15 protein-coding genes are annotated in these 14,172 nt (G+C 71.9%); 7 read left to right on the forward strand and 8 right to left on the reverse strand.

From position 1 onward, the window contains the following. Nucleotides 1-54: 54 nt before the first annotated feature. Complete coding sequence (locus ACH0A8_RS00095) at nucleotides 55-807, forward strand: SDR family NAD(P)-dependent oxidoreductase (protein ID WP_406906016.1); 753 nt, start codon at nucleotides 55-57, stop codon at nucleotides 805-807. A 429-nt stretch (nucleotides 808-1,236) separates the two neighbouring features. Here the strand turns inward: ACH0A8_RS00095 and ACH0A8_RS00100 are convergent, their stop codons facing one another. After that, nucleotides 1,237-2,178 (reverse strand): acetamidase/formamidase family protein, encoded by a 942-nt coding sequence (locus ACH0A8_RS00100; RefSeq protein WP_406906018.1) that lies wholly within the window; start codon nucleotides 2,176-2,178, stop codon nucleotides 1,237-1,239. Between the two features lie 126 nt (nucleotides 2,179-2,304). Between ACH0A8_RS00100 and ACH0A8_RS00105 the strand changes: the two genes are divergently transcribed. The 4 genes from ACH0A8_RS00105 (at nucleotide 2,305) to ACH0A8_RS00120 (ending at nucleotide 5,321) form a co-directional block, all read left to right on the forward strand. After that, complete coding sequence (locus tag ACH0A8_RS00105; RefSeq protein ID WP_251155344.1) at nucleotides 2,305-3,174, forward strand: alpha/beta hydrolase; 870 nt, start codon at nucleotides 2,305-2,307, stop codon at nucleotides 3,172-3,174. Between the two features lie 83 nt (nucleotides 3,175-3,257). Next, nucleotides 3,258-4,307 (forward strand): biotin/lipoate A/B protein ligase family protein, encoded by a 1,050-nt coding sequence (locus ACH0A8_RS00110; protein ID WP_066652234.1) that lies wholly within the window; start codon nucleotides 3,258-3,260, stop codon nucleotides 4,305-4,307. 43 nt (nucleotides 4,308-4,350) lie between these two features. Further along, complete coding sequence (locus ACH0A8_RS00115; RefSeq protein WP_066652236.1) at nucleotides 4,351-4,872, forward strand: hypothetical protein; 522 nt, start codon at nucleotides 4,351-4,353, stop codon at nucleotides 4,870-4,872. 119 nt (nucleotides 4,873-4,991) lie between these two features. Beyond that, nucleotides 4,992-5,321 carry a hypothetical protein gene (locus ACH0A8_RS00120; protein ID WP_406906021.1) on the forward strand — a complete coding sequence of 110 codons (330 nt, stop codon included), beginning with the start codon at nucleotides 4,992-4,994 and terminating at the stop codon, nucleotides 5,319-5,321. 18 nt (nucleotides 5,322-5,339) lie between these two features. On the opposite strand, the gene ACH0A8_RS00125 is transcribed toward ACH0A8_RS00120, so the two are convergent. Beyond that, nucleotides 5,340-5,624: a GNAT family N-acetyltransferase gene (locus tag ACH0A8_RS00125; protein ID WP_209679875.1), complete on the reverse strand. Its 285-nt coding sequence runs from the start codon at nucleotides 5,622-5,624 to the stop codon at nucleotides 5,340-5,342. An 88-nt stretch (nucleotides 5,625-5,712) separates the two neighbouring features. Between ACH0A8_RS00125 and ACH0A8_RS00130 the strand changes: the two genes are divergently transcribed. Both ACH0A8_RS00130 and ACH0A8_RS00135 read left to right on the forward strand, forming a co-directional pair. Beyond that, on the forward strand, nucleotides 5,713-6,600 hold the full coding sequence (locus tag ACH0A8_RS00130; RefSeq protein ID WP_406906248.1) for a DNA-methyltransferase: 888 nt from the start codon (nucleotides 5,713-5,715) through the stop codon (nucleotides 6,598-6,600). Nucleotides 6,601-6,706: 106 nt separating this feature from the next. Then, on the forward strand, nucleotides 6,707-7,174 hold the full coding sequence (locus ACH0A8_RS00135; protein WP_271826280.1) for a hypothetical protein: 468 nt from the start codon (nucleotides 6,707-6,709) through the stop codon (nucleotides 7,172-7,174). Between the two features lie 88 nt (nucleotides 7,175-7,262). Here ACH0A8_RS00135 and ACH0A8_RS00140 read toward each other — a convergent pair whose 3' ends face one another. The 6 genes from ACH0A8_RS00140 to ACH0A8_RS00165 form a co-directional block, all read right to left on the reverse strand. Further along, on the reverse strand, nucleotides 7,263-9,686 hold the full coding sequence (locus tag ACH0A8_RS00140) for an MDR family MFS transporter (RefSeq protein WP_406906023.1): 2,424 nt from the start codon (nucleotides 9,684-9,686) through the stop codon (nucleotides 7,263-7,265). Between the two features lie 212 nt (nucleotides 9,687-9,898). Beyond that, entirely contained in the window at nucleotides 9,899-11,518 is a 1,620-nt protein-coding gene (gene pgm / locus ACH0A8_RS00145) for a phosphoglucomutase (alpha-D-glucose-1,6-bisphosphate-dependent) (protein WP_251155341.1), read from the reverse strand. A 163-nt stretch (nucleotides 11,519-11,681) separates the two neighbouring features. Next, complete coding sequence (locus tag ACH0A8_RS00150) at nucleotides 11,682-11,927, reverse strand: hypothetical protein (RefSeq protein WP_209683951.1); 246 nt, start codon at nucleotides 11,925-11,927, stop codon at nucleotides 11,682-11,684. 120 nt (nucleotides 11,928-12,047) lie between these two features. Beyond that, nucleotides 12,048-12,710, reverse strand: a complete 663-nt coding sequence (locus ACH0A8_RS00155) for a class I SAM-dependent methyltransferase (RefSeq protein ID WP_066652249.1) — start codon at nucleotides 12,708-12,710, stop codon at nucleotides 12,048-12,050. Further along, nucleotides 12,707-13,357, reverse strand: a complete 651-nt coding sequence (locus tag ACH0A8_RS00160) for a DUF2064 domain-containing protein (protein ID WP_406906026.1) — start codon at nucleotides 13,355-13,357, stop codon at nucleotides 12,707-12,709. Before ACH0A8_RS00160 ends, ACH0A8_RS00155 begins: the two co-directional genes overlap by 4 nt. Continuing rightward, nucleotides 13,354-14,097, reverse strand: coding sequence for a glycosyltransferase family 2 protein (locus ACH0A8_RS00165; protein ID WP_406906250.1), 744 nt, complete (start codon nucleotides 14,095-14,097; stop codon nucleotides 13,354-13,356). The genes ACH0A8_RS00160 and ACH0A8_RS00165 overlap by 4 nt, the downstream gene beginning before the upstream one ends. Between the last annotated feature and the right edge of the window lie 75 nt (nucleotides 14,098-14,172).

The following is a 14,172-nucleotide window of genomic DNA, read 5'->3' on the forward strand; positions in this document are numbered from 1 at the left end:
GCAACAGGTGTTGCTTTGTGCACGATCGACGGAACGTCGAGGAAGAAGGAGAACATGTCCGAGTTCGAGGGCAGGGTCGCCGTCGTCACCGGTGGCGGCAGCGGCATCGGGGCTGCGATCGCGAAGGAGCTCGCGGCCGCGGGCGCGCGGGTCGTCGTCACCGACATCAAGGCCGAGGCCGCGCAGCGCGTCGTGGCCGAGATCGAGGACGCCGGGGGCACCGCGAGTGCGTTCGAGGCGAACTCCGCGGTCGCGGGCGACAACGAGCGGATGGTCCAGCACGCGGTCGACACCTACGGCGCGCTCCACCTCGCGGTGAACAACGCCGGCATCGGTGCGGCTCCCCAGCCCATCGGCGAGTACGACGTCGAGGCGTGGGACCGGGTCCGCGCGGTCGACCTCGACGGCGTCTTCTACGGGCTCCGCTACGAGATCCCGGCGATCCTGGCTGCCGGTGGTGGCGCGATCGTGAACATGGCGTCGGTGCTGGGGTCGGTCGGCATCGCGAACAACGCCGCGTACGTGGCGTCGAAGCACGCGCTCGTCGGGCTGACCAAGGTCGCGGCGCTCGAGTACACGGCGCAGGGCGTCCGCACCAACGCGGTCGGTCCCGGGTTCATCGACACCCCGCTCGTCCGGTCGTCGCTCTCCGCCGAGGAGCTCGCGGCGCTCGAGGGTGAGCACGCGGCGAAGCGGCTCGGCACCGATGCCGAGGTCGCAGCGCTCGTGCTGTTCCTGCTGAGCGACAAGGCCTCGTTCATCAGCGGCAGCTACCACCTGGTCGACGGCGGGTACTCCGCGCACTGACCCCGGAGCGGGTGTACTTGGTCGGATCGGGCGTACCCGGTGAGAACGGGCGTACCCGGTGAGAACGGGCGTACCTGATCGCAACGATCGACCAGGTACGCCCGTTCTCACCTTCCATCGCAGGTGCGATGGGAAAGAACGGGCGAACGGGAGGCGCGGCGCGGCTCGAGCGCGCCGTCTCGCCAGCGCGGACGCGACGAGCATGGTGGCGCGCCTGCCAACCGGGACGGATCGGGCGTGCCTGGTCGGTCCGGGCGTACCTGGTCGGAACTTCCGGTCAGGTACGCCCGTTCTCTCCCTGCATCGCGAGTGTCATGGGAAGGAACGGGCAGACAGGAGGCGCGACCCGAGTCCCCGACGTCGAGCACGCTGGTCGCGCCTCCCGTCCCGGCGCGTGGTGCCGATGGACCGTCGGCTCGCGTCGGGCGCTCAGCCTGCGTCGGGCTCGAGGATCGCGTCGTGGGGGAGCAGGGCGTGCACGCCCCAGGTCCGGTTCGCGACCTGGGTCACGCGCATGCTCACCGCGACGCTCGCCATCGCCAGTGCCTGCCCGCGGGTGATCCCGTGCAGCCCGACGATCCAGTCGACCATCCGGTCGAGCGCCGTCGTCGTCGCCGTGTTGAGGTCGGCGTCGAACCCGAACGTGATGTGGCCGGCAGGGGTGTCGGCGTGGACGCCCTCGACCGGGGCGTGGTCGAGCAGGGACAGCGTCATCGTGGTGGTCATGCCGCACTCGACCGCGGTGCCGGAGACCTCGCCGTCGCCCTGTGCGGCGTGCCCGTCCCCGACGGAGAGCAGCGCGTCCGGCACGGTGACGGGCAGGTACAGCGTCGCGCCGGCGACCAGTTCTCGGCAGTCGATGTTGCCCCCGCCGAGCGGACGCGGCGGGATCGTCGAGTGCTCCCCGGTGGGCTCCGGCGGCAGACCGACCACGCCGAGGAACGGCGCGGTCCGGACGCCCAGCCCGAGCTGGTTCCACGCCGTGCCGGCGTCCGCGTCGACGTCCCAGAGCAGCGGCCCGCGCGACGCAGCGTCGACGAGCCCGAGCGCCCGGTTGACCGGGGTGTCGACGCCGCCGGACCCGGTGTAGCCCCAGTCGTCCGGCACCAGCGCGTCGAAGCGCACGGCGAGCACCTGTCCGGGTCGCGCTCCCGCGACCGCGATCGGTCCGACCAGACAGTGCCCGCGTCGCGGATCGAGGAGCGTCGGTGCGTCCGCCCCCGGCGCGGCCAGCCGTTCGGTGTAGCCCGCGGCGCTCAGCGTCCGAACGGTCACGGTGTCACCGTCCTCGACGCGGAGCACGGGCTCGCGTTCCGCGGTGAGGACGTCGACAGCGGTGTCGGGCGAGGCATCGATGCGGTGGGAGGTCACCGGTCGATCCTCCCAGGCGTGCAGCGTTCCTGGTGGACCTGGGCGGGCTCCGAGCCGGCTGCGTGGACGCCGGACGGACACGCCACGGACCGCCTGCGCCGCCTCCACGTCTGCGAGGATCGACCCGTGCCCACCTTCTCCGCCGCTCGAGGGGACTCCTCGTTCACCGACGCCCACGGCGTCGAGATCGTCTACTCGACCTGGCGCGCCGCCAGGCCGAAGGGCATCGTGCAGATCGCGCACGGCGTCGGGGAGCACGGGCTCCGGTACGAGCCGCTCGCGCAGGACCTCGTCCGTGCCGGGTACACCGTGCACGCGAACGACCACCGCGGGCACGGCCGGACCGGTCTGGCGCAGTGGGACGGGGACCACGCGCGGCTCGGACGGCTCGGACCCGGTGGCCTGCGGGCGGCGATCGCGGCCGTGGAGCAGATGAGCGACGTCGCCCGCGCGCAGGACCCCGGCGTCCCGCTCGTGCTCGTCGGGCACTCGTGGGGGTCGCTCATGGCACAGCGGATCGTGAACACCTCGTCGGAGCGGTACGACGGGGTCGTGTTCTCCGCCACGGCGTACCGGCTGCCCGGGTGGATGAACAGCGGCGACCTGAACGCCCGGCACGCGGGCTCCGGACCGACGAAGTTCGAGTGGATCACGCGCGACCGGGCCGTCATCGACGCGATCGCCGCCGACCCGCTCGCGGTCGAGGCCGACGTGATCAAGCTCTTCGGCGTCCGTGACGCCGCGCGGCTGCTCGGCGTGCCGCGCCGAGGCATCCCGCACGACCTGCCGATCCTGCTGCAGGTCGGGTCGGACGACACCCTCGGTGGACCCCGTTCCGTGGAGCGGCTCGCCCAGGCGTACCGCCGTCGCGGTCGGCTGTCGGACGTCCAGGTCCACGTCTACGAGGGGGCGCGGCACGAGGTCTACAACGAGACGAACCGCGACGAGGTGGTCGCCGACCTGATCGCGTGGCTCGACCGCCACGTGGCGCGCTGACGCGACGGGCTGCCGGACGGGAGGCGCGTGGCAGCGGTGCCCCGTGCCTCCCGTCCGGCCGGTGGCGGGCGTAGGCTCGCCCTGTGCACGGTGAGTACAAGGTCCCCGGAGGCAAGCTGGTCGTCGTCGACCTCGAGGTCGTCGACGGGAGCATCCAGGAGTTCCGGCTGGCGGGTGACTTCTTCCTCGAGCCGGACGACGCGCTGCCGCTGATCGACCAGGCCGTGGACGGCCTGCCCGCGACCACCGACGCGGCCGGCATCGCCGCCGCGGTCCGCACGGCGCTGCCCGAGGGGGCGGTGCTGCTCGGCTTCACACCGGAGTCGGTGGGGGTCGCCGTCCGTCGCGCGCTCTCGCGGGCGTCGACGTGGCAGGAGTACGACTGGGAGATCGTTCACGAGGGGCCGATCAGCCCGAACGAGCACCTCGCACTCGACCAGGTCCTGACCGAGGAGGTCGGTGCCGGCCGTCGCGGTCCGACCCTGCGCATCTGGGAGTGGGACCAGCCCGCGGTCGTGATCGGGTCGTTCCAGTCCTTGAAGAACGAGGTCGACCCGACCGGTGCCGCGAAGTACGGCGTCGAGGTCGTCCGCCGCATCTCCGGCGGTGGCGCCATGTTCATGGACGCCGGCGCGATCATCTCGTACTCGTTGTACGTGCCGACCGACCTCGTGCAGGGCATGACCTTCGCCGACTCGTACGCCTACCTGGACGAGTGGGTGATCGAGGCGCTGAAGTCACTCGGGATCGACGCGTACTACCAGCCACTCAACGACATCTCCTCGACCAAGGGCAAGATCGGCGGCGCGGCGCAGAAGCGGCTCGGCACCGGTGCCCTGCTGCACCACGCCACGATGAGCTACGACATGGACGGCCAGAAGATGGTCGAGGTGCTCCGCATCGGTCGCGAGAAGATGAGCGACAAGGGGACGACCTCGGCCGCCAAGCGTGTCGACCCGCTGCGTTCGCAGACCGGTCTGACCCGAGCCGAGATCATCGACCGGCTGATCGGCACCTTCACGAAGCTCTACGGCGCGCACGAGGGCCACGTGACCGAGGCGGAGCGGGCCCGCGCGCGCGAGCTGGTCGAGACGAAGTTCGCGACGCGGGAGTGGCTCGAGCGGGTGCCCTGACCGGGCAGTGACGCCCAGCCGGAGCGCCCTCTGTGCTCTGCGCATGCGTCGTCCGAGCCGTCTCCTGTCCGCCACGGTCGCAGGACTCGTGGTCCTCGGTGTCGCGACGGCCTGCTCGTCCGCACCTGTCTCCGGACTGCTGTCCGACGATGCCGACGCGACACGGGCGGCAGGACTCGACCGGTGGGGCGACGCGATGAACGCAGCGCTGCTCGACGGGGACCGCGGCTTCGGTTCGTCGAACGGACTCGACCGTGGCGCGGCCGGGACGGAGACGCCCGCCGGCGACTGGGACCTCCTCGTCGCCTGCAACGGCGTCGACGGCAAGCGCCTGCGGGTGTCCGTGGGACCCGGCGGCCGTGACGAGGTCCTGCGCACCGACGTACCGTGCGGCCTGGTCACGAGGGTGCCGGTCACGGTGCCGCGCGGCGGCGGGCTGACGGTCGAGGTGGAGCCGCAGTCGGACGCGAGCGATGCCGTCCGGCACGGCGACGTCGTCTCGTACTGGTACGTCTCCATCGTGCACCGCGGCTTCGAGCCGGAGGCGACGGTCGTCGTCGACTGATCCGCACGACGGACACCGTTGGGCGAGCTCGCGAGCAGTCCGCCGGCGCAGCGGACCGATCGCCAGGATCATCCGCGCGGCGGAGGCCCTGGTCGGTCGACTGACGTAGCGTCGGGACCGTGAACTGGTTGATCCTCCTGGGGGCGGTGGCCGTGGCGGCCGTCGTGATGTGGGTCGCCGATCGCGTGGGGTGGATCGATCTGTCGAACAAGGCCACACGCAGCGGCGGATCCGGCGGTGTCGGCGCGATGATGGACGAGGTGTTCGCCCCGACCCGTCACGAGACGCAGGCCGAGTACGAGCGGCAGTCGCGCCTCCCGGAGGAGGCCCCGACGCCCGCCGACGACGACCACGACCTGCTCAGCGGCACCGTCCTCATCCGTGTGCCGTCGGTCGGACACGGCGGGCGGCACGAGGCGCGACCCGGCACGCTCGACCGCACCTACTGAGCGCGAGCACCTGCCGCGCTAGCGCGTGGTGAGCTCCTGGTAGTCCGGGTGCCGCTCGATCCACGCCTTGACGTAGGTGCAGAGCGGGACGACCCGCAGGGACCCCTCGCGGACGTCGTCGAGCGCGTGCTGGACGAGGATCGACGCATGGCCACCGCCGCGGTGTGCGGGGTCGACCTCGGTGTGGGTGAAGCGGATCTCGTCGCCGTCGACCTCGTACGCCGCGAAGCCGATGACCTCGCCGTCCTCGACCAGGGAGTACTGCTGCGCGTCGGTGTCGTTGCGGACTTCGGGTGATGCCATGCAGGGGACCGTACGCCGTCGGACGTGGTGGGGGCTGGGTGCGGTCGGGCGTCGGTCCGCTCTGCGGGAGGATGGTCCGGTGCGCAGCATCGACGACTCGAGCCCCGACCTCGTCGTGCTCGGCGACAACTCCGACGTCCTGCCGACACTGCCCGACGCGTCGTTCACGGTCGTCTACCTCGATCCGCCCTTCAACACCGGACGGAAGCAGCGGCGCCACGCGGTGACCGCCGAGCGCCGGACCGTCGGCCACGCCGGGACGATCACGGGCTTCCGTGGTCGGACCTACGAGCGGATCCGCGGTGACCTGATGCGCTTCGACGACCGCTTCGAGGACTACTGGGCGTTCCTCGAGCCACGCCTGCTCGAGGCCTGGCGGCTGCTCACCGACGACGGCACGCTGTACCTGCACCTCGACTACCGCGAGGCCCACTACGCCAAGGTGCTGCTCGACGCGCTCTTCGGCCGCGACGCGTTCCTCAACGAGATCATCTGGGCGTACGACTTCGGCGCGAAGTCCCGCACGCGCTGGCCGACCAAGCACGACACGATCCTGGTCTACGTGAAGGACCCGGAGCGCTACTGGTTCGACTCCGAGACGGTCGACCGCGAGCCGTACATGGCGCCGGGACTCGTCACGCCGGAGAAGCGCGAGCGCGGGAAGCTGCCGACGGACGTGTGGTGGCACACCATCGTGTCGCCGACCGGCAGCGAGAAGACCGGCTACCCGACGCAGAAGCCCGAGGGGGTCCTGCGTCGGATGGTGCAGGCGTCGTCGCGCGAGGGGGACTGGGTGCTCGACTTCTTCGCGGGGAGCGGCACGCTCGGTGCGGTCGCTCGTGACCTGGGCCGGCGGTTCGTGCTCGTGGACGACAACCCGGTGGCGGTCGACGTGATGCGGCGTCGGTTGCCGCACGCAGCGGTCGAGTCGGCGGTCGGTTCGGTGGTCGTGTCTCCCGTCGCGCAGGAGGACTGAGCGCCTGCCGCCCGGAGCGGCCAGGATGGATCGGGGCGGACGCGTTGCGCCCGGGGAGACGGGGGAGATGGCGGCGAAGAGTGTCCGCACGGCTGCGGTCGGACTGATGGTCAGTGCACTCGCCCTCACGGCCGGGTGCACGGGCGGGACGGGTTCCCCGTCGTCGCGGCCCGAGGACGCGGAGCGAGCGGTGCAGCAGATCGTGGACGACTCCGCCAGTGCGCTCGGAGGGGACTGGACCGTGGAGGAGGGCCCACGACTCGGGACGTGCACGGACGAACGCGGCAACGGCGAGGGCGTGCACTCCACGATCCTGTCCTCGCGAGCCGAGCGCGGCGACATCGAGACCGATGTCAGCACCCTCACCACGCTGTGGAAGCGTGCCGGGCTCGTGACGGAGCGCTTCACCAACGGGGACGGCAGCTACTCCGGACTCAACGGCAGGGGCGCCGGGATCGCGAACATCGCGTTCAACTCGTCCGACCTGGGCGGCGGCGACACGATCAGTGCGACCTCGGAGTGCGCGGCTGGCGACTACGTCGAGCTCCGGGAGCAGGAGCGCGGGCAGCGCTGACGAGCGCGGCGCCCGTCCGGGCGGGACGACGGAGGCGACACCCTCGACGTCGTACGACGTCGACGATGTCGCCTCCCACGGCGGCGGGCTACTCCGCCGTGTGTCGCCCGTGGTGCTCGGCCGTGGTACCCGGCGGCGTGGCCCCGTCCGACGAGGCGTGCGCCGGGTGCGTCCGGATGGTCGCGGTCGTGGCCGGAGGCTCGTCCACCGGTGCCGCCGCGGCGTGCGCGCCGTGCGTGGTCGCGTCGGTGAGCGGTGCCCGGGTGCCGCCCTCGGGGTGGTGACCGGCGCGGTCAGCTGCACCCGTGTCGGAGGCGGGCCGGTCGGCGGCGGAGGTGGAGCCTCCGGACCGGTCCTGCGGCTGCTGCACCGTGACGTCGGGCGAGGTCGGGACCGCCCGGACCGACCCCGTGTCCGGGGTGACCAGCGAGCCGGTGTCCGCCGCCGCCTGCTGCGCGTCCGCTGCCAGGCGGTCGGAGTCGCCCTTCGCCGCGTTCGCTTGTTCCTGCAGTGCAGACACCTTGCGGAGCGGCGGGACCCGGAAGAACCAGGTCAGGACGAAGGCGAGCAGGATGACGCCCAGCCCGACGAAGTAGACGACGACGGCCGACTGGCTGAACCCGACCAGGAACGGACGGGTGAGCCGCTGGTCCGCACCGTTGAGGAACGACGTGTCGCTCGTGGCCGAGCCGGCGGACGAGCTGGCCGCCGTGTCGCCGTTCTTCAGCTGGTCGACCAGCTTCGGCGCGACCTCGTCGACCACGGCCTTCCGCTGGTCGGCGTTGCTGTAGTCGATCTGCAGCGTGCCGTCGACGACCTCGGCGTTCGCCTTGGACGCGGCGGTCTCGAGCGCCTGCTGCTCGGCGGCCGACTTGTTCGCGGCGACCTGCTCGGCGATGACCGAGTCGGCAGAGGCGGCGGGGATCCGGCCGGCGGCGACCTGCTGCTGCACCTGCGCGGTGACCTGCTTCGTCACGGCCTGGTCCGCGGCCTGCTTCGCCGCTGCGGCACCCTGGTCGAGACCCTGCTGCACGTTCTGCTGCACCGGGTCGACGATCTTCGACCAGATCTGGTCCATCACGCCCTTGTTCTCGGACGCGCTGGCGACCGAGGGGGTGAGCGCGGCGGTGAGGGCCGGCTTGAGCGTCGACTCGTTCTGCATCGCGCCGGTGATGTTCGTCGGCATGAGCGTGAACAGGACGGACAGGAGCACCGCGGTGCCCATCGTGCCGCCGATCTGGCGGAAGAACGTCGCTGCACTCGTGGCGACGCCGATGTCCCGCGGGGAGACCGAGTTCTGCGCGGCGAGGGTCAGTGTCTGCATGAGCTGCCCGAGCCCGAGACCGATGCCGAACATGCCGAGCATGAGGAACCAGAGGGGGCTGTCGGCGGTCAGGAAGGTGAGGAGCGTGAAGCCGATCGCCGTGAACGCGGTGCCCGTGATCGGGAAGGCGCCGTAGCGGCCGGTGCGCGAGATGATCTGACCCGAGGCGATCGAGGAGATCATCAGACCGAGCACCATCGGCAGCATGGCGAAGCCGGACTCGGTCGGGGTGACGCCCTTGACGATCTGCAGGTAGAGCGGGATCGTCAGCATCGCGCCGAACATCCCGAAGCCGACGAGCACGGACAGGACCGCGGCCATCGAGAACACCCGCGAGCCGAAGAGCTTGAGCGGGAGGATCGCGTCGTCGCCCATGGAGCGCTCGACGATCACGAAGGCGACGAGACCCAGCGCACCGATCGCGTAGCAGGCGATCGCGCCGGGGGAGTCCCAGCCCCACTCGCGACCCTGCTCGGCGATGAGGAGCAGCGGGACGAGGGTGACGATGACCAGCGAGGCGCCCCACCAGTCGATGCGGGGCTTCCCGCGGTCGCCGAACTTCGGCAGGTGCAGGAACGTCGTCACCATGAAGAGCGCGATGATGCCGACGGGCACGTTGACCAGGAAGACCCAGCGCCACCCGCTGACGAACAGGATCTCGGACGCGCCGGCGAACAGCCCGCCGACGAGCGGCCCGATGACCGAGGAGATGCCGAACACGGCGAGGAAGTAGCCCTGGTACTTGGCGCGCTCACGCGGGGCGAGCATGTCGCCCATGATCGCGAGCGGCAGCGACATCAGGCCGCCGGCGCCGAGGCCCTGCAGCGCGCGGAACCCGGCGAGCATGAGCATCGAGGTCGAGAACGACGCGGCGAGCGACCCGAGGATGAAGATGCCGATCGCGGTGAGGAACAGCGGGCGGCGGCCGAAGATGTCGGAGAGCTTGCCGTAGATCGGCGTCGTGATCGTGGACGCGATCAGGTAGGCCGTGGTCACCCACGCCTGCTGGTCGAGCCCGTGCAGGTCGTCGCCGATCGTGCGGATGGCGGTGCCGACGATGGTCTGGTCGAGCGCGCCGAGGAACATGCCGGCCATCAGTCCGTAGATGACGAGCAGGATCTGTCGGTGGTTCATCACCGCGTTCGAGGACGTGGTGGGGGCCGCGGGTGCGGTCGCCGTCTGGGTCATTCGGTCTCCCGTGCGTACTGGTGCTCGCGCGTCGCTCTCGCCCGGGCGCGGGGAAGCGTTGTTGCGCGCACTGCAAAAATACAACCAGCGCAAACGGATTGTTCCCATCCGCCTCGTTCCTGTGGACATCGGCAGGGTCCTCCGGCGGATGCGGAGGAGCGACAGGGGCGCCACCGGACGGATCCGGTGACGCCCCTGTCGGTCGTCGGGGACTACGCGCCCAGGGCGGCGTCCACGATCTCCTTCGCCTCGCGCTGCACCTGCTCGAGGTGCTCCTGCCCGACGAAGCTCTCCGCGTAGATCTTGTAGACGTCCTCGGTGCCGGAGGGCCGTGCGGCGAACCACGCGTTGTCCGTGACCACCTTGACGCCGCCGACGGCGGCGTCGTTCCCCGGCGCCTTCGAGAGCTTCGCGGTGATCGGGTCGCCGGCCAGGGTGTCGGCGGTGATCGCGTCGCCGTCGAGCTTCGAGAGCCGGGCCTTCTGCTCCTTGCTCGCAGCGGCGTCGACCCGCTGGTAGACCGGCGCACCGAAGCGCTCCGTGAGCTCGGTGTAGAGCTGCGAGGGGGTCTTGCCGGTCACCGCGGTGATCTCGGACGCCAGGAGCGCCAGGATGATGCCGTCCTTGTCGGTCGTCCACGCCGTGCCGTCCTTGCGGAGGAACGAGGCGCCCGCGGACTCCTCGCCGCCGAACGCCACGGAGCCGTCGATGAGACCGGGGACGAACCACTTGAAGCCGACGGGGACCTCCCACAGCCGGCGGCCGAGCGACTCCGCGACGCGGTCGATGATGCTCGACGACACGAGCGTCTTGCCGATCGCCGCGTCGTCGCGCCACTCGGGGCGGTGCGCGTAGAGGTACTCGATCGCCACGGCGAGGTAGTGGTTCGGGTTCATCAGGCCGCCGTCGGGCGTGACGATGCCGTGACGGTCCGAGTCGGCGTCGTTGCCGGTCAGGACGTCGAAGTCGTCCTTGTGGGCGAGCACCGACGCCATCGCGGACGGGCTCGACGGGTCCATGCGGATCTTGCCGTCCCAGTCGAGGGTCATGAACGCCCACGTCGGGTCGACCTCGGGGTTCACGACGGTCAGGTCGAGGCCGTAGTGGTCGCGGATGCGCTCCCAGTACGGCAGGGACGCCCCACCCAGGGGGTCGGCGCCGATCTTCACCCCGGCGCGCTTGATCGCGTCGATGTCGATGATGTGCTCGAGGTCCGCGACGTACGTGCCGAGGTAGTCGTAGCCCTCGGCTGCGGTCTCGTCCTGGCGGCGGACGTCGGCGTTTCCGCCGGCGATGATCGCGTTCGCCCGGTCGGCGATCCACGACGTGGCGTCGCTGTCGGCCGGGCCACCGTGCGGCGGGTTGTACTTGAAGCCGCCGTCACGAGGGGGGTTGTGGCTCGGCGTTATGACGATGCCGTCGGCAGTGTCGCCGTGCTCCGCGCGGTTGTACCGGATGATCGCGTGGCTCAGTGCGGGCGTCGGGACGAAGCCGTCCTCGGCGTCGGCGAGCACGCGGACGCCGTTGGCGGCCAGGACCTGGAGCGCGGTCTGCTCCGCCGGCGCGGAGAGCGCGTGCGTGTCCCGGCCGATGAACAGCGGACCGGTGGTGCCCTGCTCGGTGCGGTACTCGACGATCGCCTGCGTGATCGCGGCGATGTGCGTGTCGTTGAAGGCGGTGTCGAGCGACGAGCCGCGGTGGCCGGAGGTGCCGAACACCACCTTCTGCTCGGGGATCGACACGTCGGGGACACGCTCGTGGTACGCGGCCAGGAGGGCGTCGAGGTCGACGAGGTCGTCTGCGGTCGCGGGGGTGCCGGCGCGGTCGTTCATGCGCCCATCCTGGCACCAGGACCCTCCGCGCGTCGCCGGGTGTCACGCAGCCGCACGGGTCCGGCAGGAGACCGTCCCGGTACGGCACGAGCGGCCGCCCTGCCGGGGACGTGGGGGGACGTCCCGGGTCGGGCGACTGCTCGCGGTCTGGGGGAGCCGGGGCTCAGGCGGTCCGGAACGACCCGGTCGTCGTCCGCAGCGAGCCGGTCACGGTCCGCGTCGAGGACGTCGCGGTGCCGGGACGGCGGAACTGGGTGTCCACGAAGCGGCCGAGCGCACGGCCCGCCCCGGTGCCGGTGTAGCTGCCGACCGGGCGCCATGCGGCCTCGACCGTGTACGCGCCGAGCTCGTCGCGCTGCTCGAGACCGGAGACGTAGGCGCCGCCGAGGGGGTTCTGTCGGTTCTGCACGGGTGCTCCTCGTCGTCGTGCCGAGGGTCCCGGGTCGTCGGACCGACGACCAGGACGCCGTCGGCTGTTGCCCACGACGCTACCGCGTTGTCTTGAATCATGCAAGACAACGCGACGCGGTCACGCGACGAGTTCGCAGAACGTCCGTCCGTCGGCGGTCCAGCTCTGCCGGGCTCGCAGCCCCGCCGTGGCCGCGTGACGGAGGAGTGCGTCGACGCCGACCTCGGCCCACGGGAAGCCCTCGCTCCGGTTGCCGTCCACGTCGACCACGTGCGCGGTGAACGCACGGTCCGCCGCGCGGTCCACGTGGGTCTCGACGACCACGCGGCCGCCGTCGCGGACGATCTCGCCGCACCGGGCCAGGAGCGCGACCGGGTCGCCGCCGATGCCGATGTTGCCGTCGATCACGAGGGCGGTGTCCCAGCGGCCCTCGTCGGGGATCGGGTCGAACACCGAGCCCTGCACGGCCGTGCCGCCGGAGCGTCGGGCGATCGCGACGGCCTCGGCGGAGACGTCCACGCCGAGCGAGGGGATGCCGAGCGCCCGGGCGGCGACGAGCATGCGACCGGGGCCGCACCCGATGTCGATCACGGGGCCGTCCGCGCCCTCGAGGAGGGAACGGTCGATCCGGTCGGCTGCGGCGCTCCACCGGCCGACGTCCATCGTGACCTCGACGTCGGGACGCTCCGGGTCGGTCAGGCGCAGGTGGCCGTCGGTCTGCAGGGCGCGGGCGTACGGCTCGCCGCCGCCGGCGCCGAACGTGACGGTGTCGTGCATCGTCATCGGGCACCTCCGGTCGTCGTGGTCATGGTCGTGTCGTGCTCGGCGGCGAAGGCCGTGGCGAAGCGCGAGGTCGGCGCGAGGGCGGCGACCTGCTCGGCGTCCGCGACGGTGTCGACGTCGAGCAGCGCGGGCAGGGTGCCGACCGACAGGCCGGCGTCGGTCAGGCGCGCGAGCTGCACGGCGCCCGTGTCGTCCTGCGACATCGGGACGCCGCGGAGCAGGGCGCCGTCGGGCTCGCGCAGGTACAGCGACCAGAAGCCACCGTCGTCCGCCGGACCGAACCACGCGTCGCGGTCCGGGTCGTCGAACACGGGTGCGAGGTGCTCGGGGGTGGCCTGCGGGGTGTCCATGCCGACGAGCAGCGTCGGACCGGTCATCGCGTCGAACATCGCCCCGAGGCGTTCGTCGAGCCCGCCACCGACCTGGTGCAGGACCTCGAAGTCGTCGGTGCCCTCGGGCAGGACGACGCCGTCGTAGAGCAGCACGCGACGCGCGGCGGGCAGGGCACGCACCGTCGCGATCGTGTCGGCCAGCGCGGCCGAGGCGACGCGGGCGGCACCCTCGGGGGTCAGGGCCGGCGTCAGCCGGGTCTTGACCTTGCCGGGCAGGCACTCCTTGGCCACGACGACCACCGTGACGTCCGTCATGAGCGTGCTCCTTCCGTGGTGGGCCCGGCCACGTCGCGGGCCGGACCGGGCGCAACCACGCGGGGGCGTGCCTCCCGGCCGTACTCGCGCAGCAGACGGGACATGTCGCGGACGGCGTTGACCGTCCCGCGGAGCGTGCCGGTGACCTTGCTGTCACCGACGCGCTGGGCGTACCCGATGTCGGACTCGTCGACCCGCCACCCGGCCGCGTGTGCCGCCAGGACCATCTCGAGCGGGTAGCCGCTGCGTCGGTCCTGCAGGCCGAGGGCGACCAGGTCGGCGCGGCGCATGACGCGCATCGGGCCGAGGTCGCGGAGGCGGTAGCCGGTGGCGCGGCGCATCAGGACCGCGAGCACGCGGTTCGCGAAGCGGGCGTGCGGCGCCCACGCGCCACGGGTGGTCGGCACGCGCCGACCGAGGGCGAGGTCGGTCCGCCCGTCGGCCACGCGGGCGACGAGGTCGGGCAGCTCCGCGGGGTCCATCGAGGCATCGGCGTCGCAGAACGCGACGTACTCCGCGGTCGCGGCGGCGACGCCGGCGGCACACGCCGAGCCGAAGCCCTTGACCGGTTCGGTGACGACCGTCGCGCCGTGGGCGCGGGCGACGTCGGCGGATCCGTCGGTCGAGCCGTTGTCGACGACGATGGCGCGGTACCCCTCGGGCAGGCGGCCGATGACGCGCGGGAGCGCGTCCGCCTCGTCCAGGCAGGGGAGGATCACGTCGACGGTCATGTGGTCCATTCGGTGCGGGTCGCCCTGGCGACGGGGCCGATCTCCGGTCGCGCGCGTCGCGTCCTCGTCGGGCTGGTCGCCGGC

The sequence above is a fragment of the Curtobacterium sp. 179-B 9B NHS genome (assembly GCF_045370965.1).
Lineage (GTDB): Bacteria > Actinomycetota > Actinomycetes > Actinomycetales > Microbacteriaceae > Curtobacterium.